Raw genomic sequence first — 26,913 nt, 5'->3', positions numbered from 1 at the left:
GTCTACCCTTTATTTCAAGCGACGTTTAACACGCCAGATACTTGCTCCAAGAGCTGGCAATGTGAAGCTAAGGGTATTTTCATAATCCTTCCACTTCGCTTTTTGGGTACGGGTTTCAGGATTCCCTTCTTTCCAGACACCACCAAATTCTTCCATCTCAGTGTTAAGCACTTCTTGATAAATACCAGCGACTGGCAATCCAATAGTGAAGTCTTGACGTTCCACTGGAGCTAGGTTGAAGACACAGACGAGAAAGTCACCCTTATCGCCTTTGTCATCCTTACGAATGAAGGAAAGCACACTTTCAGCACGGTTATCCGCATCGATAATTTCAATACCATCGTAAGAATCATCAATCTGCCAGAGAGATTTATGGTCCTTGTAGAAACCATTCATATGGCTAGTGAAGGCCTGCATCTTCTGGTTCATCTCATCTTCAAGATTTCCCCATTCCAGTTGGTAATCATATTTCCACTCTAAGAACTGACCAAATTCAGATCCCATGAAGAGCAATTTCTTACCTGGGTGACAGAGTTGATAAGCATAGAGGTTACGTAGGCCAGCAAACTGATTGTAGCGGTCCCCCCACATCTTATGCATCATACTCTTCTTACCATGAACTACTTCATCATGTGAGAAAGGTAGAACATAGTTTTCATTGAAGCAATACATGAAACTAAAGGTCATCAGATTGAAATCGTACTGACGGTAAACTGGATCTTCTTCGTAGAATTTGAGGATATCGTTCATCCAACCCATATTCCATTTGAAGTCGAAACCTAGACCACCCTCTTCAATCGGTTGTGTAATTGGTGTTGCTGCAGTTGATTCTTCCGCAACCATCATGACATCTGGATAGCGTTTTTTAATCTCACGATTGAGTTTTTGAAGGAAGCCATAGCCTTCCAAGTTACGGTTACCACCGTCCTTGTTTGGCATCCATGGACCCTCATCATAGTCCAAATAGAGCATGTTTGAAACTGCATCCACTCGGATACCATCGATATGATAATTTTCAATCCAGTAAAGAGCACTTGAAATAAGGAAAGACTGTACTTGATTTTTTCCTAAGTCAAAGTTCAACGCTCCCCAACGATAGTTATGAGCTCGATCGTGATCCTGATATTCGAAAGTTGGTGTACCATCAAAGTAGGCTAAAGCATCGTCATTCTGTGTATAGTGACCTGGGACCCAGTCTACCAAGACACCGATATTATTCTGGTGACATGCTTCAACAAAATCTTGAAAATCTTCTGGTGTACCATAGGTATGCTCAAAAGCAAAGTAACCCATGAGCTGGTAACCCCAACTCATCCCAAGAGGGTGAGCCATGAGTGGCATGAATTCCACGTGGGTATAGTTCATCTCAACCAAATATGGAATCAACTCTTCTTTCAATTCTTTGAAAGTATAAGGTTGACCATCCTCTTTTAGTTTCCAAGATGATGCATGAGCTTCATAGATATTAACCGGACGTTTTTGGAAACCAAAGCGTTTACGACGACCCATCCAAAGGCCATCCTTCCACTTCTTAGTTTTCTTCTTACGAATCACAGCTCCTGTTCCTGGACGTGGTTCCAAATAAGTAGCGAAAGGATCCATCTTTTCGACTACTTGACCTCCCTTACGTTTCACCAAGAACTTATAGAGTTGTCCTTCTTGAGGGAGGGCTGAACTTACCTCCCAAACACCGATATGGTTTTTGGTCATATCCAGAGGTTCATCAAACCAACCTGTGAAATCTCCAATTACCTGAATCTGCTCAGCATGAGGGGCCCACACACGGAAGACAAATCCTTCTTCTCCCTCCAATTCATGCACACCCAGATAATTCTGAAGGTGGAAGTTCTCACCTGTCCCAAACGTGTACATGGCTTCATCGAGATTCATACCATCACTCCTTTCTAAAACTAGCCTTGATAGTTCTAACTATCAAGAAATTAAAACATTGAAATATATGTAAATACACTAGAAAACCCTTCAGACCGATAGGGCTTACAAGTAAACAAAACCACTTATGTAAGCGTTTACTGTATTATAACATTTTTTGACATTCTTGTCAGTAAATCTCCAAATCTTTTTTCATATTATCGAACACAAAAGTCTTACGTAATTTTCCAGAAATATGTAATTCAACAATACCTGAATCGTACTCAGCTTTTGCGACATAGAGATTATCGTAAATATCTGCATATGAACGATATGAAAATTCTTGTACGGTTTGCTTACGCTCAATTAATTTGGCAACTTTAGCAACCAAGTCTTTCTTAAGAGTCACTTGATTCCAATCCACCTGATTAACAGCATCAGGGGCATTGTAGCTATTCATGGCACGCTTAACATCCGCTTCCGTGTAATTTCCATCTTCACCTGTTGCAACCATCTTACTACGCTGGAATTCTTGTCCCAACTGCATGAAACACATCCCTTGCATACTTAGATTAAGAGCATTTGCCAAGTAAATACGTTTTTCAATATCTTCTGGCGAATCATGTGGATGCAAATGATGCATAAGGTCATTCAAATTGTAGTTGTCGTGCGCTTCGATATAGTTGAGGACCTGACCTGGCATGAGGTAGTTTACAAAACCACGGCTACCAAGCAGACTCTTGGCAATCTGGTCTTCCAATGGGGCTCCAGACACATAGCCGTTATTGATGTACCCATAGACCTCTGCCCCCTTGACCGCGTCACGCGCATTGTCATTGAAAAATCCGATTCTAGGCATCAAGGCTGCATTATCCTTCTTGCCCTTTTGGTCTACAGGAAGTCCAATTCCCATATCCCATCCTTCACCATAAAGAAGGATCCTAGGATCAATATCATCCATGGCCGAACGAATGGCATTCATCGTAGCAACATCATGTAAGCCCATAAGGTCAAAACGAAAACCATCCACTCCAAATTCTTCTGCCCAATAGGTTAAGGAATCAATCATATACTTACGGTACATTTCCTTTTCACTGGCTGTCTCATTTCCACAGCCTGATCCATCTTGGAAAGACCCGTTGTCATGCATACGGTAGTAATAAGCCGGCACAGATAGTTGGAAAGGAGAGCTGTAAGATGAGTAAGTATGGTTATAAACCACATCCATGATGACCCCAATTCCTGCCTCATGGTAGGTCTGAATCATTTTCTTAAGCTCTAAAATTGGTGCCACGGGATTCTTTTGATCAGCAGCAAACTGACGGTCTGGAACATTGTAATTCTCAGGATCATAGCCCCAGTTGTAGAGCAACTTACCATCTTTATCATAGGTTTTATGGTGATCAAAGACCGGTTGCAGTTGGACATAGTTGTAGCCCATACGTTTGAGGTAATCAAAGCCAGTCACATCTCCATGGGCATTTTTAGTCCCTTTCTGACAGGCACCTAGATAGGTTCCTCTATAGGACTGCTTAACACCAGATGTCTCTGAAATTGAGAAGTCACGGAGGTGCATTTCACAGATAACGGATGAGCAAGCATTTGCCTTACGCCAGCTCGCTTTTTGTTTGGTAACCTTTTCATACCCTCTTGGGACAAGTCTCTGTGGATTGACCACCAAACTTTTTTTATTATCTAAGCTAAGAGCGATACTGTAAGGGTCTCTCGTATCCTGATAGAAGCTTTCCTCATGATACACACGAAATTGGTAGGCTACCCCATCTAAGTCCTTTTTGACAGTGGCACTCCAAACACCGTGAGTATTCATCTCATGACGGTCCTTATTGATACTGGTTCCTCGGCTCATCTTAATGATCTTAGGGTTTTTACTGCCCTTTTTAAAAAGCAAGAGCTGCACACGACGAGCTATAGGTGACCAAAGGCGAAACTCTGTAGCCCCTTTTTCATACTTATGACCTAACCATCCTTGAAAGCCCCACTTCTGGTCAAATTCCTGTCTTCGGAGAGCCATATCAAAGGCATGCTGGTCGCGACCTTCGAAACTATGGCTAGTCAAGGCTGCCTGTTTAGAATAATAAACAGTTGGATTACCTTCAACTATCCAAATAGCATTGGGAGCATCCCCTAGGAAGCGTCGGACACGGTAATCATGTGTTTGCCTCGACCAGTCTTCCGTTTTGACCAAAAGATTGACAGAATCAATAAAACGATTGGAGGGAGAAGTAACCTGACCAACAAGGCCAAAATCATCTTCACGTGAAAAATGGGCTTCTTCGCCCCAATAACCATCTAGCCACTTCCACATACTGTATCTGGAATAGTCGCCATGCATACTATGAAAATGAACGGTTAATAAATTGTCCATTTTTTACTCCTTAGTTTTTATTACTCACTTTTTCTCCTATTATAGCAGAAAATGTTCGTTTTGTAAGCGTTCTTATGGAATATTTTGCAATTTTTTGGTCTATTTTGAACATAAAAAAAGAATGAGAAAATAAATGGCAAAACACTCATTTTTCTCATTTCTTTTGTCGATTTTAATTCCTTTAGAACTAGGCTTGAGACTCTTTCCAGTCCATTATTCTTGAGTCATCAAAACCTTACGTGGTTTGGTACCTTCAGCTGGTCCGATAACGCCTGCTTCTTCCAACTCTTCCATCAAACGAGTGGCACGGTTGAAACCAACTGACAGACGACGTTGAATCATGGAAGCACTTGCTTTTTGTGTTTCAAGGACCAAAGCCTTGGCCTCTTCAAAGAGTGGGTCACCTTCTGAGCTACCACCATTGGCAGAGGAACCCCCACCAAAATCATTTTCAGAAACTTCACCAGGATCAAAGCTCTCATCGTAGTCAGCTGAAGCCTGATCCTTGATAAAGGTCACAATACGTTCTACGTCATCGTCAGAGATGAAGGAACCTTGCAGACGAACAGGGTGGTTTTCATCAATCGGTTTGAAAAGCATATCCCCACGTCCGAGTAGCTTTTCTGCCCCATTTTCATCTAAAATGGTACGACTATCTGTTCCCGAAGACACCGCAAAGGCCACACGAGATGGCACATTGGCCTTAATCAAACCGGAGATAACATCAACCGACGGACGTTGAGTGGCGAGAATCATGTGAATTCCCGCAGCACGCGCTTTTTGTCCCAAACGAATGATAGCATCTTCCACTTCCTTACTGGCTACCATCATCAAGTCAGCCAACTCATCAACGATAACCACAATTAAAGGCAAGGGAATCTGTTTTTCTTGCGACTGGGCATTCCAGTCTTCAACCTTGGCATTATAGCCAGCAATGTTACGCACGCCAAACTTACTAAAGAGTTCGTAACGATTTTCCATTTCATCTACCACTTTTTGAAGAGCCTTGGCGGCCTTACGTGGGTTAGTCACTACAGGGATAAGGAGATGAGGAATATCATTGTAAACCGAAAGTTCAACCATCTTAGGATCGACCATGAGAAACTTCACCTGGTCTGGACGAGCCTTCATAAGAATACTAGAGATAATACCGTTAACCGCCACCGATTTACCAGAACCTGTTGATCCCGCGACCAGCAAGTGAGGCATCCGTCCCAAATCAAAGCTACGAGCCGAACCATCAACCGCCTTACCGAGGGGAACTTCCAAGAGCTTATTAGGGTCTGTCTTGGACTGTTCCCAAAGTTCACGGAAAGAAACCGTTGCAATCTCTGAATTAGGTACTTCGATACCAACCAAAGATTTTCCAGGAATAGGGGCCTCAATACGGACATCTTTCGCAGCTAGAGCCAGAGCCAAGTCATCCGCTAGATTTGAAATGCGATTGACACGGACCCCAACAGCAGGCTTGACCTCATACTTGGTCACTGACGGTCCAATTTCAGCCCGCTCAACCTTGACATCAATATTGAAACTCTTGAAGGTATCTTCTAAGATTCGAATATTCTTACGAACGATGTTTTTCTCTTTAGATTGACTCTTAGGCTTATCAGGTGCAAAGAGATCTATCTGAGGTAATTTATACTGTAAGAGCTCCTTCGGTGTGAAATCAACCTCGACAGGTGCATCATCTCCCTCAACAACCATAGATGGCGGAAACTCCTCGGTTGGCACATCGTCTGGATAAGGTGCATAATCTTCTTGGAAATCCTCATAATCCTCTGGAGGGAGATTATCATAGTAGTCCTCAGAGGCATAATCACTGATTTCAGGTTCAGGTACAAAAATCTCAGTTTCTTGTGGTAACTCCTCTGCGGCATCATCTAAGATTTCTCCCGTCTCCTCGTCAACAGTTAAATCAGCCAGACGCTCGGCTTCGGCACGTTCTTCCGCCTCACGTTCTTTCTGAGCCTGACGTTCTGCCTTCTTTTCCTGACGTTGGGCCGTTCGTTCCAAACGCTTCTCAGCCCCTTTCTGCCAAGCTTCCTTAGCATACTCCATGATATCCAAGACATCCCAAGGGCTAAGAATGAAGGCACCCAAGAGAATGATCAATACCCCAATCATGAAGCTACCGATATTTGAAAAGAGGAAGGAAATCGGTTGGTACAGGAGAGCCCCCAACATACCACCACCCGCAAAACGAGCTACTTGCACACTGACCAGTTCCCCAAAAAGCAAGTCCTTGGTACCAGGGAAAATATCCAGACCACTCATGCGTTCTAGACTAAAGAGATAGGCGTGAAACTCCAACAAGAGACCCGCGAAGATCATCCAAAATCCTGTTACATAGTTACTATGTTTACGTAACCATTTAAAGCCAAAGAGATAAACATAGATAGCAAAAATTAAAGGATAAGCCATACTCCCCACAAATACTCGAAAGAGATTATAGAGGGTAACCCCAAAGAAACCCAATCGAAAGACTGGGAAAATTAAAACAAAGGCAAAAAAGAAGGTCCATAGCATTCGCTTAATCGCCTTCTGTCTGTCTAATTCTGCTTTTGTAAGCCGCTTCTTACTGTTCTTAGAAGTCGACCCTTTTTTCGTTTTTTTCGTTGTAGCCATAGGTGTATTATACCACGTTTTTAGACATGAAAAAAGAGAGACAAGTCTCTCCTTAGATTGAAGACAAAGTCTTTTTTTGACATTATTCTTCAATTAACGATGTTGAGTGAACCGGACGATTCTTACCATCTGGATCAATATATTGAATAGCTTGGTTGATAGCGATAGGAGCTTCACCCATTCCCACAGCAATCAAGTCAATCTTGCCTTCATATTCTGCTGCATCACCGATAGCGTAAACACCTTCTTGTGAAGTTTCAAACTGGGCATTGACAGTAATGCTAGAGCGTTTAAAGTCAACATTCCAGTTACGAAGGTTTTTATTGTTGGTTGAGAAGCCAAAGCTAACAATAAGGGTATCAAGCGGCAATTCCACAACTTCATCTGACTTCACTTTTTGAACAGTCAAACTTTTGGCAAGACCACTTTCACCCTTGATTTCAAGGGGTACATAAGGTGTCATCACATTAACTGATGATTGATGAAGAAGCTCTACACTATGCTCATGGGCACGAAAAGCATCACGTCGGTGAATCAAAGTCACGCTCTCAGCAATCCCATCTAGGTGATTGGCCCAGTCAACAGCTGAATCCCCACCACCAGCAATCACAACCTTCTTGCCAGCAAATTGGTCCAAGCTATGCACATTATAGAACAAGTTATTATCCGCATAATCTTCTTCATTGTCCACACCCAAAGGACGGGGAGCGAAGGCACCATTCCCACAAGCAATGACGATAGCCTTAGACAAGTGTTGACCCTTGCTAGTAGCAATCGTGAAGATACCTTCTGTTTTTTCAAAGGTTTGAACTTCCTCTTTCAAATGAATGCTGACACGATTTTCAAAACGCTTAAGCTGGGTCAAGAGATTTTCTGTCAATTCGGCACCTGTCGTTTGAGGAAAGGCTGGGATATCGTAGATTTTCTTCTCAGGGTAGAGAATGGCAGGCTGACCACCAAGCTCTGACAAACTTTCGATAATATTCACAGTCATGCCACGTAGGCCGGCATAAAAAGCAGCCCAAAGGCCGACTGGTCCACCACCGATAATAGTAATATCGTATATCTTTTCTTCTGACATTTTATTTTCCTTCTGCTTTTATCTCTTCTAAAATCTGACGTTCTTCATCCGTAAAGTCATAGTTTTCCAAGAGGTCAGGTCGACGCTCCCAAGTCTTTCGCAAACTCTGCTCCATACGCCAACGTCGAATATTAACATGGTGACCCGACAAGAGTACATCTGGCACCTTCATGCCACGAAACTCAGCTGGGCGCGTGTACTGTGGAAATTCCAAAAGCCCTGATGAGAAACTATCATCCTTATGACTAGCTTCCTTACCTAAAACTTCAGGAATCAAGCGGACAGTCGCATCTACAATAGTCATTGCAGCCAACTCTCCCCCAGTTAAGACAAAATCTCCCAAGGAAATCTCATCTGTCACTAAGGTTTTGATGCGCTCATCATAGCCCTCATAGTGACCACAGATAAAGACCAATTCCTCTTCTTGCGCCAATTCTTCTGCATAGGCCTGATCAAAGGTACGACCCGCAGGATCTAGGAGAATAACGCGAGGCTTAGTGACATTTAACTTGTCAAAGGTATCAAAAATTGGCTGGGCACGTAGCAACATACCTTGACCGCCACCGTAAGGTTCATCATCTACGTGACGAGCCTTCTCCGCATTTTCACGAAAATTGTGATAGTTGATTTCTAGAAGGCCCTTATCCTTTGCCTTACCAACAATGGAATGCTCTAAGGGAGCAAACATATCTGGAAATAGGGTCAAGATATCAATCTTCATCGTCTAATCCTTCCATGAGCTCAACCTCAACACGTCCAGCTGCAACATCAACATCGAGAACTACAGGTGGAATGTATGGCAAGAGCAAATCTTTTTTGCCTTTACGTTTTACTACCCAAACATCATTAGCACCCGGTTGGAGAATCTCTTTGACCTGACCAATCAAAGTATCACCTTCGTAAACATCAAGGCCAATGATTTCATGGTAGTAAAATTCCCCATCATCAAGGTCTGTTAAATTTTCCTCAGCAATCTTGAGGCTGCAGCCCTTATACTTCTCCACATCATTGATATGGTAAAGCCCCTTAAACTTAACGATATCAAAGTTTTTATGTTTACGGTGACTCGCAATCTCAACATCCATGATGTAATTGTCTTTGTCATCAAAAAGGGCTAGGACACTCTTCTTCTTAAAACGCTCATCCGCAAAATCTGTTACAGACAAAACACGAAGTTCCCCCTGCAAGCCCTGTGTATTCACAATCTTTCCAACGTTATAGTATGTCATTGCATTTCCTTATTATATGTTTTCTTATTCAAATGAAACCACGACTCGACCAACTGCTTGGCATCATCTGATAACCATCACAAAACAAACATTTTACATCAGGTCAAGGTCTTGTCATTTATGATTTTAAAGTGGTATAAAATGTCTGGCCTAGGCCAGTCAACCCCTCTATTTTATCAAAAAGGACACAAAAAAACCAGCTTTCTCTAGCTGGCACTTATAGTCCGTACGGGATTCGAACCCGTGTTACCGCCGTGAAAAGGCGGTGTCTTAACCCCTTGACCAACGGACCATAATCTGTGTCTCTACCCTCAAGTAGAACTGGGGTAGCTGGATTCGAACCAACGCATGAGGGAGTCAAAGTCCCTTGCCTTACCGCTTGGCTATACCCCAAAAGACTCTTATTATTCTACAGAAAAACTAGTTGGCTGTCAACACTTTTTTTAACTTTTTTCAAAAAAAGCAACCGGAAATACCGATTGCTAGGAGTTAGGAGATTTCATCATCTAAGCGAACTTAGATAGATGATATGAGGTCGCTTCAACCTCATATGAAAAAAGAAAAGTTTTAGGATGATTTCATTATATGTTTTGCTAGAAATAAAGTCAAAAGATTTGACTTGCAAAATCCGAGTTAGGGGTAAGAATTATGATAATCCTCCCTAGCCTCTAAATAACAAGGTTAGTTGATAACTTTATTCATCATCCTGTGAAACCAAATGATGTCTAAAGGCATAAACGACAGCCTGAGTACGGTCATCAACATTGAGTTTTCCTAGGATATTAGACACGTGCGTTTTAACGGTTTTCAATGAAATGAATAGCTCGTTAGCAATGGTCTGATTGTCATAACCCTTAGCCAAAAGCGCCAGGATATCACGTTCACGTGCCGTCAAGTCGTCGTGTAGGTCCGGATGGCTATCGTGGTATTTAATCTTATTGTCCACCTCAGTTTCGATAGCTTCTTCACCACGGTAAACCTTACGGATACTATTAAGAATCTCTGCCGCACTGCTAGTTTTAAGCATATAACCTTTAGCACCAGCTTCAATGACTGGATAAATTTTTTCATTGTCCAAATAGCTAGTCAAAACTAAAATCTTGGCCTCTGGCCATTCTTTGAGCAATTCCAAAGTCGCTTGAACACCATCTAATTCAGGCATGACAAGGTCCATTACGACGACATCTGGACGAAGTTCCAGGGCAAGGTCAACACCTTCTCGGCCATTGCTCGCTTCTCCAACCACTTCGACATCTCCTTGGAGATTCAGGAAACTCTTAAGGCCCAAACGGACCATCTCATGGTCATCGACCAAAATCACATTTATCTTATTCGACATTGTCTTCTCCTCTTAATATCGGCACACGAACATCAATAGATGTTCCTTTACCTGTAGCAGATAGGAACTGCACAGTTCCCGCCATTTCATCGACACGCTCCTGGATATTTTTCAGTCCATAACTCATCTCGTCAGTCGACGCATTTAAATCATAACCAACACCATTATCCAACATTTTCAATTGAATTTCCTGACTATTTTGATAGAGATAAACCTCTATCTGGCTAGCCTTGGCGTGTTTAAGAGTATTAGAGATAAACTCTTGGGCAATCCTAAAGAGATTATTTTCAATACGCTTAGGCACTTTCTTAACCATATCCTTGTAGACGACATGGATATTGGATTTATCGGTTAATTCCTTAAGAATCATCTGCAAGCCTTCTTGCAAGGTCTTGTTCTCAAGCTCTGTCGGACGAAGATGCAAAAGCAAGACACGCATATCATTTTGAGCATCCGTCAGCATGGCCTCAACCGCCTGAATTTGATTATGCAAATCTTCTTTACTTAGCTGGTCCGCCATCTGAGAGACACCAGAAAGAATCATACTAGCCGCAAAAAGTTCCTGACTAACGGTATCGTGAAGGTCACGAGCAATACGTCCTCGCTCCTTCTTAATAATATCACGGCTTTGAAGAGCCTGGGCATTCTCAGTTTTCTGCAAGTCCTTAGTCAATTTACGCATCTTATGAGACAAGCGCATCATATTCTTGTCTAACTCAATATCTCCCTGACGTTTGACAGGTTGATTATTGATAATGCGGCGCAAATCCTGATTGACTGAACGCATACTGTTATCATTGGCAATGGCCCAAAGAATATAAAGCAAAATGAGCAAACTCAGAACCACAAAAACCATGTTAAAAAGGAAGTGGAAGGCCTGAGACAGATTGCCGAAAACTAGTGAAAAGTTGAGGTTAAAGCTATCCATCACTACAAGGGTAACGCCAACCAAAACAACAACCGAGTAAATCAGAATTAAAAATAGGTACTGTTTCTTCATTTGCGACGTACCTCCACTGGTCCAGCCCCCACATTGAGAATCAATTTAACCGTCCGATGAGCATGCTCATACTCCGCCCCTTGCAAGGTCAAGCTTTCATAACGGAGGTCGTATTCATCTTCATTAAAGAAGGTGACAGAGCTATAGATTGCTGATATGTTGAGTTTTACGGAAACATCAATTGGTACCAAGATAGTCGTCGGTCCATAGAGTTTCTGCAAGATCACGACATTATCTCTCCCTGAGACAATAACCTGAGTCAAATCAATCACATCTGTCCCAAAGAAACGGATGATATTGATATCATCAAAGTCATAGCGATCACTGACAGGTTCCATCCGAGTTCCAATCCACTGATTTCGCATAGCCTGAGGATCCAAGTCGTCTTCCTTGAATTGAATGAGAGCGTAGCGATTCTTTTTCTTGACCTGTGAAAAATGGTTAATCATGACATAGGCCACACCCACCAAAATCGCAAGCACTACATAGATATTCCACATGGAAACCAGAAAAAGTGAGATCAAACAGATGGTCAAGACAAAGTCACTTTTGGATTCCTTATTAAAAAAGCGAACCGCTAACAAGGTCAAAACCAGAATGAAAATAAAACTGGTAATATCATTATTAAAAATGGTAATCAGGCCCAGAGTCAAAAGGAGGGCTTCCACCACTAAGAAAAAATTAAATTTGGTCATAAGGACCTCTCAAATAAAAGTATACGGGCTTCATTCTATCAAATTTTAAGGCAATTGACAAAAAGACCCAGTTTGAGCACTGACTAACCGAGATAGAAAAGGGGCAGAAGAAACCAAAAAAGTGCCTCCATTACAGGAAACACAGTCTTTCATTCAAAAATCTTAATCGTCAGTATCGTCTATTTTGCTTTTTATCATTAGCACTGTACTTCTGATTTCCTCCAGTATGACACGCTGCTCTGCTAATTCTTTCTCAAGATTGGCTAATTTTCGTTCAGTCTGACGACCTGACCGCACAAAAATATTATTAAGAGAGCTAGTTAACAACCCTAGAGTGGCAATCCCACTAAACATGAGAATAACCGCGACTGCCTTACCTACAAGCGTTTTAGGGACGATATCTCCATAGCCAACGGTAGTCACCGTTGCTACAGACCACCAAATAGCATCTATAAAATTATGGTGTTCTACTCGGGCAATAATAGCACTACTGATAAGAATGATAACACTATTAACCGAAAGTAGAAAATAAAAGCCATTTCTGCGATTAATACGATTGGAAATATGCTTGAGCTTGCTACTCAAACCAATTAAACGTGAGAGTTTGGCCAACCTGGCAAAGCGTCCCACTCTTGAAAAACGGAGGAAGGTAAAGACTTCATTATAGGGAATAATAGCCAACTAAATCAAAGATAACTAAGCCAATGGAAATAAGGGCCAAGACCGTCATGACAATATCGTAGGTAATGATGTACCTTCTCAGTTTTCTACGGTTTCTCATAGCGTCTCTCCTATATGTGATGTTTTCATTATAAAAGAATCTCTGACCTCTGGCAAGCAGGTTTTTTAGGCTATCGACAAGATCTCTAGGTATCAAAAAAGAGAGATTAAATAACCTCTCTTCATTATGTCTAAGTTTTTTTTAATCTATTGTAGCTCTGTGTGAGTAGCCTCTGTCGAGGTTTCAGTGCTTGAAGTTGTACTGTCAGTACTTGAGCTCGTTGATGACGAATGTGTCGTACTGCTTGAGCTTGACTGGAGACTTGAACTTGCTGTTGCAACCGAAACATAGAGAATCACTGTACCATCAACACTTGTACCAGCTTGTGGATCTTGATAAAGGACCTCCGTACTGCTAGGAACCTTATCCTTATCTAATTTGGCACCAGTATTATAGTCGTGGTACTCGATGCTACTACTTGAGATATTCTTACGATTCAAGGTTTGAACTGCTGTTGAAACCGTCAAACCAGTCACATCAGGCATGGTAACTGTCTTAGGAGTTGCCACACGGAACTTAATCTTAGCCTTACTATCCTTAGGATTGAAGGACTTGTTTTTCCCTGGACTTTGAGATAGGATTTCTCCCTCTTCAGCACTGTCGTCTTCGACATGCTGAATATCAATTTGGTCCTCAGAAACACCATAATTCGAAGTTAAGTCCTCAATGGCATCCTTATAGTTTTTACCCTTGTAGTCTTTCAAAGCGAAACCTTTACTACCAGAAGAAACATAAACATCAATGCTTGATCCTTCTTTTCGTGTGGTTCCAGCTGTAGGATCGGTCTTGATGACCTTACCCGTATCGACAGAGTCATCTTCCACTTCTTTGACTTCTCCTACCTTAAATCCAGCACCCTCAATTTTAGTCTGAGCTGTGGACAACTCTTGACCGACCACATTAGGCACCTGAACATTATCAGGATTGGTAAATACCAAATAGGCAAAGATGATAATACCAATAAAGACCAGTCCTAGGAAAACCTTGAGCAAGGTTGAGAAGAAGTTTTTCTTCTTTTTCTTCTTAGCTGGTGTCGTTTTTTTCCTTGGTTGTTTACTTGGAGCAGGTGTAGGCTCTGATGGCTCAGCAGCAACGGCTTTTTTCTCAAGACTTGCTGATGGAACTGGATCAACCTTCGGCAAGGTCTTGGTATCCGTCATATCATCAAAGACTACCTTGGCATCGCGTCGATGACTAGGATGCAAACTCGTTACCAAGTCACGGCTCATTTCCAAAGTACTATTGTAACGATTTTCTAGTTTTTTGGCTGTTGCTCGAATAACCACGTTTTCCAAAGCTTGGGGAACGTTACGGTTCTCTGCCAAAATCGATGGTAGTGGTTTTTGGAAATGTTGGAGTGCAATGGTTACTGCACTATCGCCATCATAAGGAATATGACCTGTCAACATTTCAAAAAGCATAATACCCATAGCATAGATGTCACTTTGGATAGTCGCTTTAGATCCACGAGCCTGCTCTGGTGACAGGTAGTGGACAGAACCCAACATAGAGTTCGTTTGAGTTAGACTAGTCTCTGCAAAGGCAACCGCAATTCCGAAGTCTGTGACCTTGGCTGTACCGTCCTTAGTTAAAAGAACGTTTTGTGGCTTAAGGTCACGGTGGATAATGCCCTTTTGATGGGCAAGAGTCATGGCGGAAAGGACCTCCCCCATGATACGCACAACATCTTGGTTAGAAAGTGGCGCATGGTCTTGAATGTATTTCTTCAAGTCCGAACCGTCCACATACTCCATCACCAAGAACTGCTGGCCGTCTTCTTCGCCAATATCTCGGATAGCAACGATATTAGGATGACTGAGTTCTGCCATGGCACGCGCTTCACGTTGGAAACGGGCCACAGCCACCTGATCAGTTTGGTAATTGGTACGAAGTACCTTAATAGCCACTTTTTCATTATCCAGAATCAGGTCATTAGCCAGATAAACATCCGCCATACCACCACGTCCGATAGATTTAAGGATTCGATAACGTCCAGCAAACAATTTGCCAACTTGGATCATTATCCTTCCTCACTTTCTACCTTAATGAGAGCAACGGTAATATTATCAAAACCACCTGCCTCATTGGCTGCAGCTACCAAACGACTCGTTTTTTCTTCGACGAAACCAGGGCTGTTGACAATATGAACAATCTGTTCGACTGAAATCATGTTGGTCAAACCATCTGAATTGGCCAAAATATAGTCCCCTGGTTCCAATTGTTGAACACCAAGGTCAGCCTCAATCGGAGCAACTTGCCCAATAGATTGCGTAATGATATTACGTTGTGGGTGAACTGCTGCTTCTTCTTCGGTCAACTGACCAGCCTTGATAAGAGCATTGACCAAAGAATGGTCATTCGTCAATTGCTTATACTCACCATTACGGATAAGGGCAATACGTGAATCTCCAACATGGGCAAAAATCACAGCATTATCAACAAAGGCAAGAACCTCGATAGTTGTTCCCATTCCCTTATATTCTTCGTTTTGGCCAAGTTCATAAATTTTACGATTTTCTGCATCAATGGCAGCAATCATCCAATCACGAATCTGACTCAACTCACGAAAATCAGTGTTAATCCAGTCACGACCAAGATCAGTCACTGACATCTCACTGGCAATATTTCCAGCACGGTGTCCGCCCATTCCGTCTGCAACAACGACAAGGGTAACACCAGCTTGGTTGACAAATTTATTAACAAAATCTTGGTTATTTGACCGTTTTTGGCCAATGTCCGTTAATAATGATATTTCCATAGTTTTCTTTCTGACTTGCGTCAGCATTTCCTCCTCTGTAACTCTAAGCTTTTTTACGCAACTGTGCGATGAAAAAACCATCAGTTAGATACTGTTCGGGGGTAATTGCCAAACAGCCATTGACCACGATGTCTTTACATGGATGGTCTAAGGCAACTTGCTCAAAATCAGGATGACTCTCAAGAAAGGCTTGAATCACCTCTTGATTTTCTTCTGCTATGATGGTGCAAGTACTATATGTTATTATACCACCTTTTCGTAGGGTTTGACAAACGCTGGATAGGATATCCAACTGCACAGCCTTGAGGGACTCAAAGTCTTGGAAATCCTTGTTATATTTGATATCGGGTTTCCGACGAATGAGCCCAATTCCAGAACAAGGTGCATCCACTAAAATCTTGTCAAAACTATCAGCTGGAAAGACTTGATGTACCTGACTAGCATCCAGTTTCTGAGTCTTAACCTTATCAGCTAATCCAAGACGTTGTGCATTTTCTTCGATAAGAGCAAGCTTATGATCATAGAGGTCAAGCGCCGTCACATGTCCACTCGTCAAATAAGAGGCCATATGGACAGTCTTACCTCCAGGTGCCGCACAGGCATCCAGGATTTCTTCTTCACCTTGAATCCCTAAAGTTGGTGCAACCAGTTGACTGGTCTCATCCTGAATGGTCAACAAGCCCTCTTTAAAATAATCTGTCCCAGCAAAGTAACCTGAAGACTTAACAAGCCCGACTGGGGATAATACTGAACACTCAGCCCCAGTGGCCTCCGCAATCTCTTCCAAACGTGACGCATCCGTTACACGCACACTAGCCTTGTTTCTCACAAAAAGGCTTTGGAAAATAGCAAGGGCACGATCCTCTCCATACTGGTCGATAAGTTTTTTAACCAACCATACAGGTAGAGAATACTGAACGGAATAGCGTTTATTGACACGTTTGATTGTGCTTGGATCTGGCAAAGGCTGGCTAGATAGTTTACGAAGAACCGCATTGACCAGCTTCTCAGCCCCCTTTTTATTGCCACGATTTTTGGCAATAGAAACGGCATCATTAACCACCGCATGGGCTGGAATCTTATCTAAATAGGCCAACTGATAGAGGCTCAAAAGCAATAAGTCATAGACCCAAGATTCAAGCTTGTCACGGTCCTCGATGACATGGGCTAGGACCCACTCCAACGTAATCTTACGAGCCACGGTCCCATAGACAATTTCCGTCACCAAGGCCTTGTCTTTATCTGTCAGATGCGACTTGCTCAGATGGGCATTGAGAGCAATATTTGAGTAAGCTCCTTCCTGGAAGACTTCTTCTAAGACTTCAAGTGCCTGTCCACGGGCTGTTTTTTTCCAATCATTGGCCAAATGCATCACCTACTTCAAGATTGCGTCCGACCCCATTAAGAAAATCAGCAATAGCCATACGGGGCTTTCCTGCAGGCTGAACTGTCTTAAGTGAAATGGCTCCTTTACCAGTCGCAACTACCAAACTCTTCTTGGTCTTTTCAATGATACAACCAGCCTGTCCTTGACCTTCTGCCAAGTCCGCCTCATAAATTTTGAAACGTTTGCCATCAAGCAAGGTATGTGCCACAGGCCATGGGTACATGCCACGGATTTGATTGAAGATGTCACGAGCCGATTTATTCCAATCAAGACGCTCCTCTTCTGGACTAATATTTGGCGAAAACGTTACCTGACTGGCATCTTGAGGAACAGGTTTGATTTCTCCAGCAATGTAGGCAGGCAAGGTCTCGAGCAAAAGGTCACGACCCAAGACTGACAATTTTTCAAACATGGTACCAACATTATCCTCGTCAAGAATTGGCAAGGCCTTTTGGCTAACCATGTCACCAGCGTCCATCTCCTTGACCATTTCCATAATTGTCACACCTGCTTCTGCATCCCCATTGATAATGGCATAATGAATAGGTGCCCCACCACGGTATTTTGGCAAGAGAGAAGCGTGGACATTCACCGCAAAATCCATGCTATTAAGTAACTTGCTTGGTAAAAATTGTCCATAAGCTGCAGTAACAATCCCATCAGCACCAAGCGCCATCAATTGCGCCATTTCTTCTGACCCTGACAATTTTTCCGGTTGATAAATTGGCAAGTCATGCGCCAAGGCTACTTCTTTGACCGGTGTCATGCGGATTTCTTTTTTACGGCCGACAGCACGGTCTGGTTGCGTCACCACAGCGACAATATCATAACGCTCATCGGTCAAAAGTCCTTCCAGCACTGTCGCTGAAAAGGCAGGCGTTCCCATAAATACTAATTTTGTCATATTCTTCCTTTTCTAGATTAGGTAAAATTCTGAGGTTCGTGATCGATAATCAAACGCAGGTCCTTGTTCTCAGGCTCCTGAGTCATGTCAAGGACCCTATTAAGCGTTTCTTCCAAGTTATCCTCAAAACGGTATTTGATAATAATCTGATAATGATAAAGGTTATGTGTTCGGGCAATAGGCTTAGGCGTTGGCCCTAGGAAAGTCACCTTGTCTGACAAGTGCTCTCTTAAATAAGCCATAACCTCATAGCTTTTGCGGACGACAAACTCTTCATCCTTGTGAGAAAGCGTGATGCCTACCGTATAAAAATATGGCGGATAGGCCAACTGACGTCGAATCCCCATCTCATAGGCATAGAAAGCTTCATAATCCTGTTGTTGCGCAAACCGAATGGCATAATGACTAGGATTATAGGTTTGAATAATAACTTCCCCTTCCTTGTCAGCACGACCAGCACGACCAGCCACCTGTGTCAAAAGCTGGAAGGTACGCTCAGCCGAACGAAAATCTGGTAAATTAAGCGACGTATCTGCATTCAAGACCCCTACCAAGGTGACATTGGGAAAATCCAAGCCCTTGGCAATCATCTGAGTCCCAAGCAAAATGTCAGCCTTGCCACTTCCAAAAGTCTCTAAGAGTTTCTCGTGAGCACCTTTCTTACGTGTCGTATCAACATCCATACGAATCACTCTGGCTTCTGGCAAGAGTTCCGTCAATTGATCATAGGCCTTTTGTGTCCCAGTCCCATAATAACGAATCTGACGACTCTGACAGTTGGGACAGACATGTGGTATTGCTTTTTGAAAATCACAATAGTGACAATTCATGGTCTTAGTATCCATGTGCAAGGTCAGTGAAATATCACAATTCGGACAATCATCCACATAGCCACAGTCACGACACATGACAAAAGAGGAATACCCACGACGGTTCAACATCAATACGACTTGTTCCTTACGTGCCAAACGTTCCCTGATTTTTTCCAAAAGAGGTGGCGTAAAATCACTCGCCTCTTGACGGCCCACAAAATCCTTGAAGTCCACCACTTCCACCTGCGGAATTTTAGCATGAGGATTAGCCCTTTGTGTCAACTCAAGAAAATGGTAAACCCCTTTCTGAGCTCTCGCCCGTGTCTCAATAGAGGGTGTTGCTGACCCAAGGACAAGCACAGCTCCATGACTCTTAGCCCTAAGCAAGGCAACATCTCTTGCATGATAGCGAGGATTGGACTCTTGTTTATAAGTAGCCTCATGTTCCTCATCGATAATGATTGCCCCGATATTGTCCAAAGGAGCAAAGATAGCCGAACGCGCTCCTACCACAACCTTGGCCTGACCAGATTTAACCTTACGCCACTCGTCAAATTTCTCACCGTCTGACAAGCCTGAATGCATAATCGCCACCAAGTCACCAAAACGTGAAATGAAACGATTGGTCATTTGGGGTGTTAGGGAAATCTCTGGCACTAAGACAATGGCGGTTTTTCCCATAGCCAGGGTCCTCTCGATAAGATGCAGGTAAACCTCTGTCTTACCTGATCCCGTCACTCCTTCCAATAAGAAAGGTTTGCCACCTTGTCCAATTTGGCACGTCATTTCTTCAACCGCATGCGCCTGTTGGGTATTAAGCTCAAGAAAATCTGTCTTTTCTACCTTTTCAAAGTAGCTATCGGCACGATTGACCTCAACTTCGGTGATGACCAAGGCACCAGCTTCAATGAAAAACTTAACCACATCTCGTGAAAAAAGCTTGTGGAGATCCGTCAACTTGCCAGACTCACTCTTTTCTAGCAAGAAGTCTCGCAACTCCAATCGTTTCTTAGCCCTTTGCGAAATTGCCAAAGTCTCGAGAATCCCCTTTTGAACACTATAGTGCTTCTCAGTCTTAATATTCTGCTTATCTTTAGCAAGGTAATCAACCGTTACACGCCCAGACTGGACCAGACGAGGAATGGCTTGACGTTGTACCTCTGACAACTGCGAGAAAAGAATATGATTCTGCCCTTGAAGGAGAGTCGCTTTTTCCTCTTCACCCAGTTTATCAGTTGCCATGATAACCTTATCGTACTGCGAATTAAGGAGACCGGGTAGCATTGACTTCAAGATGGAAATCTTATAAGAAAAGACCGTATGTCGCATCTGATCAGCCAAATCCAGCTGTTCCTGATTAAGCACTGGCTCATAATCTAAAAGCTCAGCGATGGTTTTTAGTTCAGGAAAATCTCTTAAATTTTCCTGCTCTTCCAAGCCAATAATAAAACCTTGAAGTAGACGATTTCCTTTACCAAAAGGCACATGAACCCGCATACCGATGGCGATTTGTTCTTGCATGGCTTCAGGGATAAGGTAACTATAAGGCCTATCCGTCTGCATCAGAGGAACGTCTACAATAATTTGTGCTACTAAAACCATAAATTTCCTCCTGTCACTTCCTTAAGACCAGTATCTTCCAAGCTCAAGAAAATGTGAGCTGCCTATTTTCGTCATAAAGAAGGAAGCTGAGACACTATGCCTCAGCTCCCCTCTCCTCATAAACCAAAGCAAGACTTTGATTTTAGATTTTATCGCCTTCTTCTTTTTCTTTAGCGATTTGTTCTTTGATTTTACGTTCTTCTTCCTCAGCAGCAAGACGTGCTTGAATCACTTTCAAACGTGCCAATTCACGTTTAGATTCTGGATCTGGGTGGATAGTCACATTACCAGATTCAATCTCTTCAAGGGCTTGAAGGGTTGGTTTTACTGACGTAAACTCTTGAGTTGGTTCAGCACCAGCGGCTAATTCATGGGCACGTTTGGCTTGCAAAATAACCAATGAATATTTTGAAGGCACTTTATCCAAAAGTTTGTCAATAGAGGGTTTCAACATCATAATTCTATACCTATTTCTAATTTATTTATCTGATAATTTCTTTTCTGAAATCATATTACGATAGCGACCAATCACACGGTCAACTCGGAAGTGTTCTGCTTCAATAACACGTTTGACACGCTCAGCAGCCAAAGGCACTTCGTCATTAACAATGGCATAATCGTATTCGCTCATGAGAGCAATTTCTTCACGCGCACGCTCGATACGTTGAGCAATAACTTCCTCAGAATCTGTCCCACGACCAACCAAACGTTCTTGAAGCTCGTTCAAGTCTGGTGGTGTCAAAAAGATGAAGACAGCATCTGGGACCTTTTTCTTAACCTGAAGGGCCCCTTGAACCTCGATTTCAAGGAAAACATCAACACCTTTATCCAAGGTTTCATTAACATAAGTCAAAGGTGTTCCGTAGTAGTTACCCACATACTCAGCATATTCCAACATTTGACCATTACGAATAAGCTCTTCAAATTCCTCACGCGAACGGAAGAAATAATCCTTCCCATCAACTTCACCAGGACGTTGAGCACGTGTGGTCATTGATACTGAGTATTCAAATTTGTGGTCAGGTGTTGAAAAAATCTCCTGACGAACAGTTCCTTTTCCGACACCAGAAGGCCCTGAAAAAACAATCAAAAGTCCACGTTCAGACATGTCTTCTCCTTAAACTAAGATTAAAAATCTTCTTATGACTCACCTTAAAAAAGAGAAAACAATCATCTCTTTTTTTGGCTTAGGGGTTGTTCAGTGATTAAGTTACAGCTCACTTTTCAGAGCATGCGTTTTTCCTTACTATTTTACCAATAAAAGCGACTTTTTTCAAGGTGAGGACACCATTAAAAAGAGTGAATTCCTTTTCCCAGTACTCACTCTTTTTTAAATACTCTTTTAAACCAAACCAGTCAAGAGACCTTGCATGAATTCTTCTGAATGGAACTCACCAATGTCATCAATTTTCTCACCAAAACCAATTAACTTAACTGGAATATCCAACTCTTGGCGAATGGCTAGAACCACACCACCCTTGGCACTACCGTCCAACTTAGTCAAGACAAGGCCTGTAAGAGGTGTGATTTTTGAAAATTCCTTAGCCTGACTAAGGGCATTTTGACCTGTTGAGGCATCCAAGGCCAAGAGGGTTTCATGAGGTGCTTCTGGAACCACACGTTTGATAATACGACCAATCTTTTCAAGCTCTGCCATAAGATTGTCTTTATTTTGCAAACGACCCGCAGTATCAATCATAAGGACGTCAACTCCCTCAGCAAGGGCCTTTTCCATACCGTCAAAGACCACTGAAGCTGGGTCAGCCTTCTCAGCACCAGTCACTACTGGCACATCAACACGACGTCCCCACTCAACCAACTGAGCAACAGCTCCCGCACGGAAGGTATCAGCAGCTACCAACATAACTTTTTTGCCTTCTTGTTTGTATTTATGCGCCAACTTACCGATAGACGTTGTCTTACCAACCCCGTTGACACCAACGAAAAGCATGACTGTCAAACCATCTTGGAAATTAATCTGCTCCTTGTAGACATCATCCTTCTCGTAGATATCCACAAGTTTTTCAATAATCAAGCGTTGCAAATCCTCAGTCTTTTTGACATTTTCAAGGCGGGCTTCATAGCGCAAATCTTCCGTTAATTGCGTTGCAACATTAACTCCAACATCAGAAAGAATTAGCATTTCTTCCAATTCTTCGAAGAACTCCTCATCAACACGACGGAAATTCGCAAAGAATTCATTCAAGCGGGCAGCAAAACCAGTACGCGTCTTCTTGAGGGTACGGTTATATTTCTCTTGTTCTGTTTCAGTTTTTGAATCCTGAACTTCTTCAGGTTTTTCCTCAACTTTACGGGTTTGAACGGCTTCAAAAGTGACAGTTTCACCTTTTTCTGCAGCAGCAGCTACTTGAGCCTTCTTAGCATAGTAATCAGCCATGACATCCGCAAAGTGGTTATCCACAGCAACTTGACTTTCTTCTGACTCGGAAACGCCTTCTGCTTCGCTTGAAGCCTGATTATCAACAGAAAGGTCTTCGTCAGACACTGCTTCACTTTCTTCTGTCACAGTAGAATCACTAGATTCAACAGATTCTGTGGATGAAATCTCTTCTACTTGAGTCTCCGACTCACTGAGCTGTTCTGTTTGACTCTCGCTTATCCCTTCACTTGTTGATAAGTCTTGATTATCAAGAGCCTCAGTTTCTGAAATTTCATGATTTGCTACAGTTTCCTGTGACTGGTTTTCCTCTTGTCCAAATAATCGATCAAATAGACCCATTTGGTTCTCCTTATTTCTCTAGAATATATTTGTGGATGGCCTCAGCCACTCCAGATTCCTCATTAGTTTTTGTCGTTACTGCCTTGGCAACAGCCTTGACCTTGGGAACAGCATTCGCCATAGCCACACCAAGACTAGCCCACTCCAGCATTGTCAAGTCGTTTTCCTCGTCTCCCATAGCCATGACCTGACTTTTATCCAGAGCAAGGTAATCAGTCAAGAGTCTCAAACCTACAGCCTTATGAACACCTTTAGGCATGACCTCTAGGATAATTTCACGAGACTTAAAGACCTCAAACGCTTGGTATAAATGGTCAGGTATTTTTTGAATTTGAGCATCCAAAAACGCTTCCTCACAGACCGTAACTACCTTATTATAGACGATATTTTCAGGAATGTCATCAATACTCTCCACATCAACGAAGGTCAGGGTAGGATTAGCCTGACGATAGAGAGAATGATTGCCTTTACTTGGCACACCATAGACAATGCCATCACTGATAACATCCATAGGAAGCCCTAGAGGTTCGAAGACAGCATAAATCTGCTTTAAATCTTCTCGACTCATCTCTTTCTTTATGAGGATATCCCCATTATTACGCTGAACCAAGCCACCATTGAAGGTCACACTATAGTGCTTATCATCCAACAAGCCCAAATCTTCCAAGATATGAGTAATAGCTGGCAGAGGGCGACCAGTCGTAATGACCACATGAACCCCCTTAGCTTCTGCCGCTTTCAGAGCAGCTCTATTTTCAGCTGTTACTTGCTTATCCTTAGTGAAGAGTGTCCCATCTAGGTCCAAGGCCAATAATTTAATCTCAGACATCTGAGTCCACCAATCCTTCCATGTAGTCAAAGACTGCACCGTCTTTATGGTGACCAATCACTTCGTCAGCTACTGCCTTAATCTCATCGCGGGCATTTTCCGTAGCAACCGCATGCCCAGCAAAGGTCAGCATCTCCATATCATTGAGATTATCACCAAAGGCTACAACATCTGAAGCTTGACGCCCCAACTCTTGACAAAGATGGTAAAGACCAAAGCCCTTATCCACACCTTTAAGGATAATATCCATAGAATCAAAGCCAGTTGTCACAGCTGTCATATCCTCAAAAATCGTGTTGAGGTAGTCACCACGTTCCATAATGGTATCCCCTTGGAACTTAGCAGTTACCTTGAAAATATCATCTGTAACCGCTTCAAGGTCCGTTGTCATAACATTTTCATAGTAGCGTTCCATGGCCTTAAGATAGGCTGGATCTGCATCGTTTGGAGCATAGGCACCACGACGTCCCGACAAGAGAATTCCCTCGCAAGTTGGCAAGGCTAAAGTCGTATCTGCAATTTCCAAATAATCTTTAGGTTCTAGCTTGGACTCAAACAGGACTTCACCCTTGTACTGAACCAAGGCCCCATTCTCCGCAATAATAGCTATGCGGTCCACAAAACCATCAAAAAGCTCCTCCAAGGCCAAGAGAGCTCGGCCAGAAGCTACGGTAAAAACGTAATCTTTAGCTTCACAAGCATCCAAAAGGTTATCCAAACGTGCTTTGTCATAGGCACCAAGATGGTCTAGAAAGGTACCATCCATATCTGTTGCTAAAATTTTCAAAATAATCTCCCTTCAGGTCGAATATACTTGCCCCTATTGTACCAAAAATAGGAATATAAGTTTGGGAAAAGCCAGAGAAATTAGAGAAAATATGGAATTTTACTTGCAAATTCAGTATTTTAGTTGTATCATTATGGTAGTACAAAAATAATACTATTATACTTTTAGAAAGGAGTCTCTTATGGCTTGGACATTTGATGAAAAATCGCCAATCTATCTCCAAATCGCCTATCGCGTCAAACTGAAGATAGCTTCCAAGGAATTGAGTATGGGACAACAACTCCTACCTGTTAGGGAATTTGCTCAGGAAGCCGGGGTCAATCCCAACACCGTACAAAGAGCCTTCCAAGAACTTGAAAAAGAGGGGCTGGTCTATTCTGCCCGTACCTCTGGTCGCTTTGTTACCGAAGATGAAAAACTAATTGATCAAAAACGACACGAGATTGCCCAAAGTCTCATGAAGAACTTTGTCTCTGAGATGACAGCCATTGGTTTTAGCTCACCTGAAATCAAATCTATCATCACTGACTACATCGAACAAACAGGAAAGGACTTGTAGACCGATGACTGATATTGTAACTCTAACAAATCTCACCAAGACCTATAATGGTATTCCAGCCCTTAGAGATGTGACCATGTCCATCCCTTCTGGTAAAATCATTGGTCTCTTAGGACCAAACGGTAGTGGTAAAACAACCCTAATCAAAATTTTGAACGGCCTCCTTCAACCAACTTCTGGTTTAGCAACTATTAATGGATTTCAGCCATCACCTATCACCAAAGCTCAAGTGGCATATCTACCTGATACAACTTATTTGGATGAAAGTAAGACTATCCAATACTACTTGGACTTCTTCCAAGATTTTTACGCTGACTTCCGCTATCCTCTTGCCTTGCAACTCTTGCAGGATTTAAAGCTCCAGCCTGATTTGCGCCTTAAGGACCTCTCAAAAGGTAACAAAGAAAAAGTTCAGTTGATTTTGGTTATGAGTCGTGAAGCTAAACTCTATCTCCTCGATGAACCTATCGGTGGAGTCGATCCTGCGTCACGTGACTACATTCTTAAAACCATCATCAACCAATACTCTGAAGATGCTTCTGTTATCATTTCAACCCATTTGATTGCAGATATTGAATCCGTCCTAGATGAAGTTGTCTTCTTAAAATACGGTCAGATTGAACTTCAGGGTGATGCTGATAATATCCGTCAAGCCCATGGCAAATCTATCGACAAACTCTTTAGAGAGATGTTCCACAACTAGGAGGTATGAGCATGTTTTGGAAATTAGTTAAATATGAATTACAATCGGTCCGTAAATGGTATCTTGGCATCTATGGTATTGCCATCCTACTCTCTATCCCCTTGGGTTTAATGCTTCGAAAATCTATTTTTGTAACTGAACAGAGCCACCAAGAACCTAGTCTACTCTTCTTTGCTTTCTTCACACTGATGGTTTTTGCTACCATTATCGTATGGGGAACTATTTATATAGCAACAATAGTTCTCATTGTCAGACGCTTTGCAAAGACTGTCTTTGGGAGAGAAGGTTATCTAACCAATACGCTCCCAGTTTCTGCTCACCAATTAATCTTGTCTAAACTCTTGGTAGCCTTTATTTTAGATATCATTTCATCACTCGTTATACTCCTTTCGATTGGAATTATAGCTGCTTTCTGCCTTGATATGAAAGATATCCTCCTAGCTACCAGCTACTTTGGCCAGATCCTAAAAGAAATAGGCGCTTTCTACCTCTTCATCCCTTCTACAATTTTAGGAACAATTAGCGGTATCCTTTTCTATTACCTCTGTATTAGTATCGGAAACCTCTTCAATACTAACAAAGTTCTTATGGGATTTGTCGCCTATTTCGCCATTCAGGCTATCCTATTCTTTATTGGTTTCTTCTTTGGACTCGGTGCAGCCTTGACCGGAAATGCAACAAATACTGCAATTAATAACTCGTCATATATATTTAGTCTAGCTCAGTCTCTCATTCTCATCGCAGCAAGTTACTTTGGTACCTACTATATCATGACCAAACGCTTAAATTTAGACTAAAGAAAAACCGTGTTCCTTCTGGAACAC

Annotated in this window: 23 protein-coding genes and 2 tRNA genes; 3 read left to right on the top strand and 22 right to left on the bottom strand. The window is 42.4% G+C overall.

Translation table 11 applies throughout. The annotated features are described in order from the left end of the window. Window positions 1–9 precede the first annotated feature (9 nt). The 22 genes from glgB to HMPREF2867_RS07565 form a co-directional block, all read right to left on the bottom strand. Window positions 10–1,890, bottom strand: coding sequence for a 1,4-alpha-glucan branching protein GlgB (gene glgB / locus HMPREF2867_RS07670; RefSeq protein ID WP_070576879.1), 1,881 nt, complete (start codon window positions 1,888–1,890; stop codon window positions 10–12). A gap of 169 nt (window positions 1,891–2,059) precedes the next feature. Next, a complete protein-coding gene (gene pulA, locus HMPREF2867_RS07665) occupies window positions 2,060–4,255 on the bottom strand; it encodes a type I pullulanase (RefSeq protein WP_070576877.1) in 2,196 nt (731 codons plus the stop codon). 213 nt (window positions 4,256–4,468) lie between these two features. Continuing rightward, the gene (locus HMPREF2867_RS07660) at window positions 4,469–6,883 is read right to left on the bottom strand and encodes a DNA translocase FtsK (protein ID WP_070576875.1); all 2,415 of its coding nucleotides are present in this window, start codon (window positions 6,881–6,883) and stop codon (window positions 4,469–4,471) included. 82 nt (window positions 6,884–6,965) lie between these two features. Then, window positions 6,966–7,964 carry an NAD(P)/FAD-dependent oxidoreductase gene (locus HMPREF2867_RS07655; protein WP_060971505.1) on the bottom strand — a complete coding sequence of 333 codons (999 nt, stop codon included), beginning with the start codon at window positions 7,962–7,964 and terminating at the stop codon, window positions 6,966–6,968. A 1-nt stretch (window position 7,965) separates the two neighbouring features. Next, window positions 7,966–8,685 (bottom strand): tRNA (guanosine(37)-N1)-methyltransferase TrmD, encoded by a 720-nt coding sequence (gene trmD, locus HMPREF2867_RS07650; RefSeq protein WP_002886864.1) that lies wholly within the window; start codon window positions 8,683–8,685, stop codon window positions 7,966–7,968. Further along, window positions 8,675–9,193, bottom strand: a complete 519-nt coding sequence (rimM, locus tag HMPREF2867_RS07645; protein WP_060971504.1) for a ribosome maturation factor RimM — start codon at window positions 9,191–9,193, stop codon at window positions 8,675–8,677. Before rimM ends, trmD begins: the two co-directional genes overlap by 11 nt. 220 nt (window positions 9,194–9,413) lie before the next feature. Then, window positions 9,414–9,485, bottom strand: a tRNA-Glu gene (locus HMPREF2867_RS07640). Window positions 9,486–9,514: 29 nt separating this feature from the next. Next, window positions 9,515–9,586: transfer RNA gene (locus HMPREF2867_RS07635), tRNA-Gln, on the bottom strand. A 301-nt stretch (window positions 9,587–9,887) separates the two neighbouring features. Next, a complete protein-coding gene (locus tag HMPREF2867_RS07630) occupies window positions 9,888–10,532 on the bottom strand; it encodes a response regulator transcription factor (RefSeq protein WP_002891417.1) in 645 nt (214 codons plus the stop codon). Then, window positions 10,522–11,532 carry an envelope stress sensor histidine kinase LiaS gene (locus HMPREF2867_RS07625; RefSeq protein WP_070576872.1) on the bottom strand — a complete coding sequence of 337 codons (1,011 nt, stop codon included), beginning with the start codon at window positions 11,530–11,532 and terminating at the stop codon, window positions 10,522–10,524. The genes HMPREF2867_RS07630 and HMPREF2867_RS07625 overlap by 11 nt, the downstream gene beginning before the upstream one ends. After that, window positions 11,529–12,227, bottom strand: a complete 699-nt coding sequence (gene liaF / locus HMPREF2867_RS07620) for a cell wall-active antibiotics response protein LiaF (RefSeq protein WP_070576869.1) — start codon at window positions 12,225–12,227, stop codon at window positions 11,529–11,531. The genes HMPREF2867_RS07625 and liaF overlap by 4 nt, the downstream gene beginning before the upstream one ends. 162 nt (window positions 12,228–12,389) lie before the next feature. After that, window positions 12,390–12,908, bottom strand: a complete 519-nt coding sequence (locus HMPREF2867_RS07615; RefSeq protein ID WP_256263072.1) for a potassium channel family protein — start codon at window positions 12,906–12,908, stop codon at window positions 12,390–12,392. A gap of 246 nt (window positions 12,909–13,154) precedes the next feature. Continuing rightward, on the bottom strand, window positions 13,155–15,029 hold the full coding sequence (pknB, locus tag HMPREF2867_RS07610; RefSeq protein ID WP_070576866.1) for a Stk1 family PASTA domain-containing Ser/Thr kinase: 1,875 nt from the start codon (window positions 15,027–15,029) through the stop codon (window positions 13,155–13,157). Next, on the bottom strand, window positions 15,029–15,766 hold the full coding sequence (locus tag HMPREF2867_RS07605; protein ID WP_070576910.1) for a Stp1/IreP family PP2C-type Ser/Thr phosphatase: 738 nt from the start codon (window positions 15,764–15,766) through the stop codon (window positions 15,029–15,031). The genes pknB and HMPREF2867_RS07605 overlap by 1 nt, the downstream gene beginning before the upstream one ends. Before the next feature lie 43 nt (window positions 15,767–15,809). Next, window positions 15,810–17,132 (bottom strand): 16S rRNA (cytosine(967)-C(5))-methyltransferase RsmB, encoded by a 1,323-nt coding sequence (rsmB, locus tag HMPREF2867_RS07600; RefSeq protein ID WP_070576913.1) that lies wholly within the window; start codon window positions 17,130–17,132, stop codon window positions 15,810–15,812. Further along, on the bottom strand, window positions 17,122–18,057 hold the full coding sequence (gene fmt / locus HMPREF2867_RS07595; protein ID WP_070576864.1) for a methionyl-tRNA formyltransferase: 936 nt from the start codon (window positions 18,055–18,057) through the stop codon (window positions 17,122–17,124). The genes rsmB and fmt overlap by 11 nt, the downstream gene beginning before the upstream one ends. 17 nt (window positions 18,058–18,074) lie before the next feature. Then, entirely contained in the window at window positions 18,075–20,471 is a 2,397-nt protein-coding gene (locus HMPREF2867_RS07590) for a primosomal protein N' (RefSeq protein ID WP_070576862.1), read from the bottom strand. A gap of 142 nt (window positions 20,472–20,613) precedes the next feature. Then, entirely contained in the window at window positions 20,614–20,928 is a 315-nt protein-coding gene (gene rpoZ, locus HMPREF2867_RS07585) for a DNA-directed RNA polymerase subunit omega (RefSeq protein ID WP_002886855.1), read from the bottom strand. Window positions 20,929–20,949: 21 nt separating this feature from the next. Beyond that, window positions 20,950–21,579, bottom strand: a complete 630-nt coding sequence (gene gmk, locus HMPREF2867_RS07580) for a guanylate kinase (protein ID WP_070576859.1) — start codon at window positions 21,577–21,579, stop codon at window positions 20,950–20,952. 234 nt (window positions 21,580–21,813) lie between these two features. Beyond that, the gene (gene ftsY, locus HMPREF2867_RS07575; protein WP_021143818.1) at window positions 21,814–23,211 is read right to left on the bottom strand and encodes a signal recognition particle-docking protein FtsY; all 1,398 of its coding nucleotides are present in this window, start codon (window positions 23,209–23,211) and stop codon (window positions 21,814–21,816) included. Window positions 23,212–23,221: 10 nt separating this feature from the next. Continuing rightward, window positions 23,222–24,040 carry a Cof-type HAD-IIB family hydrolase gene (locus HMPREF2867_RS07570; protein WP_014634817.1) on the bottom strand — a complete coding sequence of 273 codons (819 nt, stop codon included), beginning with the start codon at window positions 24,038–24,040 and terminating at the stop codon, window positions 23,222–23,224. Further along, on the bottom strand, window positions 24,033–24,827 hold the full coding sequence (locus tag HMPREF2867_RS07565) for an HAD-IIB family hydrolase (RefSeq protein WP_021143816.1): 795 nt from the start codon (window positions 24,825–24,827) through the stop codon (window positions 24,033–24,035). Before HMPREF2867_RS07565 ends, HMPREF2867_RS07570 begins: the two co-directional genes overlap by 8 nt. Window positions 24,828–25,008: 181 nt before the next feature. On the opposite strand from HMPREF2867_RS07565, the gene HMPREF2867_RS07560 reads away from it, so the two are divergent. From HMPREF2867_RS07560 to HMPREF2867_RS07550, 3 genes are read left to right on the top strand one after another with little or no spacing between them, the layout of a single operon-like run. Then, window positions 25,009–25,386 carry a GntR family transcriptional regulator gene (locus tag HMPREF2867_RS07560; RefSeq protein WP_021143815.1) on the top strand — a complete coding sequence of 126 codons (378 nt, stop codon included), beginning with the start codon at window positions 25,009–25,011 and terminating at the stop codon, window positions 25,384–25,386. Between the two features lie 4 nt (window positions 25,387–25,390). Continuing rightward, the gene (locus HMPREF2867_RS07555) at window positions 25,391–26,089 is read left to right on the top strand and encodes an ABC transporter ATP-binding protein (protein WP_002886849.1); all 699 of its coding nucleotides are present in this window, start codon (window positions 25,391–25,393) and stop codon (window positions 26,087–26,089) included. 11 nt (window positions 26,090–26,100) lie between these two features. Further along, entirely contained in the window at window positions 26,101–26,886 is a 786-nt protein-coding gene (locus tag HMPREF2867_RS07550; protein WP_070576856.1) for an ABC transporter permease, read from the top strand. The last annotated feature ends 27 nt before the right edge of the window (window positions 26,887–26,913 follow it).

It is taken from the genome of Streptococcus sp. HMSC064H09, assembly GCF_001812625.1.
Lineage (GTDB): Bacteria > Bacillota > Bacilli > Lactobacillales > Streptococcaceae > Streptococcus.
Note: the sequence above shows the minus strand (reverse complement) of the source record. Positions and strands in the feature narration are given on the sequence as shown.

What these genes read in the sequence shown, in the direction of transcription:
- glgB (WP_070576879.1), bottom strand. Translation starts at nt 1,890, where the DNA reads ATGAATCTCGATGAAGCCATGTACACGTTTGGGACAGGTGAGAACTTC.
- pulA (WP_070576877.1), bottom strand. Translation starts at nt 4,255, where the DNA reads ATGGACAATTTATTAACCGTTCATTTTCATAGTATGCATGGCGACTAT.
- HMPREF2867_RS07660 (WP_070576875.1), bottom strand. Translation starts at nt 6,883, where the DNA reads ATGGCTACAACGAAAAAAACGAAAAAAGGGTCGACTTCTAAGAACAGT.
- HMPREF2867_RS07655 (WP_060971505.1), bottom strand. Translation starts at nt 7,964, where the DNA reads ATGTCAGAAGAAAAGATATACGATATTACTATTATCGGTGGTGGACCA.
- trmD (WP_002886864.1), bottom strand. Translation starts at nt 8,685, where the DNA reads ATGAAGATTGATATCTTGACCCTATTTCCAGATATGTTTGCTCCCTTA.
- rimM (WP_060971504.1), bottom strand. Translation starts at nt 9,193, where the DNA reads ATGACATACTATAACGTTGGAAAGATTGTGAATACACAGGGCTTGCAG.
- HMPREF2867_RS07630 (WP_002891417.1), bottom strand. Translation starts at nt 10,532, where the DNA reads ATGTCGAATAAGATAAATGTGATTTTGGTCGATGACCATGAGATGGTC.
- HMPREF2867_RS07625 (WP_070576872.1), bottom strand. Translation starts at nt 11,532, where the DNA reads ATGAAGAAACAGTACCTATTTTTAATTCTGATTTACTCGGTTGTTGTT.
- liaF (WP_070576869.1), bottom strand. Translation starts at nt 12,227, where the DNA reads ATGACCAAATTTAATTTTTTCTTAGTGGTGGAAGCCCTCCTTTTGACT.
- pknB (WP_070576866.1), bottom strand. Translation starts at nt 15,029, where the DNA reads ATGATCCAAGTTGGCAAATTGTTTGCTGGACGTTATCGAATCCTTAAA.
- HMPREF2867_RS07605 (WP_070576910.1), bottom strand. Translation starts at nt 15,766, where the DNA reads ATGGAAATATCATTATTAACGGACATTGGCCAAAAACGGTCAAATAAC.
- fmt (WP_070576864.1), bottom strand. Translation starts at nt 18,057, where the DNA reads ATGACAAAATTAGTATTTATGGGAACGCCTGCCTTTTCAGCGACAGTG.
- HMPREF2867_RS07590 (WP_070576862.1), bottom strand. Translation starts at nt 20,471, where the DNA reads ATGGTTTTAGTAGCACAAATTATTGTAGACGTTCCTCTGATGCAGACG.
- rpoZ (WP_002886855.1), bottom strand. Translation starts at nt 20,928, where the DNA reads ATGATGTTGAAACCCTCTATTGACAAACTTTTGGATAAAGTGCCTTCA.
- gmk (WP_070576859.1), bottom strand. Translation starts at nt 21,579, where the DNA reads ATGTCTGAACGTGGACTTTTGATTGTTTTTTCAGGGCCTTCTGGTGTC.
- ftsY (WP_021143818.1), bottom strand. Translation starts at nt 23,211, where the DNA reads ATGGGTCTATTTGATCGATTATTTGGACAAGAGGAAAACCAGTCACAG.
- HMPREF2867_RS07570 (WP_014634817.1), bottom strand. Translation starts at nt 24,040, where the DNA reads ATGTCTGAGATTAAATTATTGGCCTTGGACCTAGATGGGACACTCTTC.
- HMPREF2867_RS07560 (WP_021143815.1), top strand. Translation starts at nt 25,009, where the DNA reads ATGGCTTGGACATTTGATGAAAAATCGCCAATCTATCTCCAAATCGCC.
- HMPREF2867_RS07555 (WP_002886849.1), top strand. Translation starts at nt 25,391, where the DNA reads ATGACTGATATTGTAACTCTAACAAATCTCACCAAGACCTATAATGGT.
- HMPREF2867_RS07550 (WP_070576856.1), top strand. Translation starts at nt 26,101, where the DNA reads ATGTTTTGGAAATTAGTTAAATATGAATTACAATCGGTCCGTAAATGG.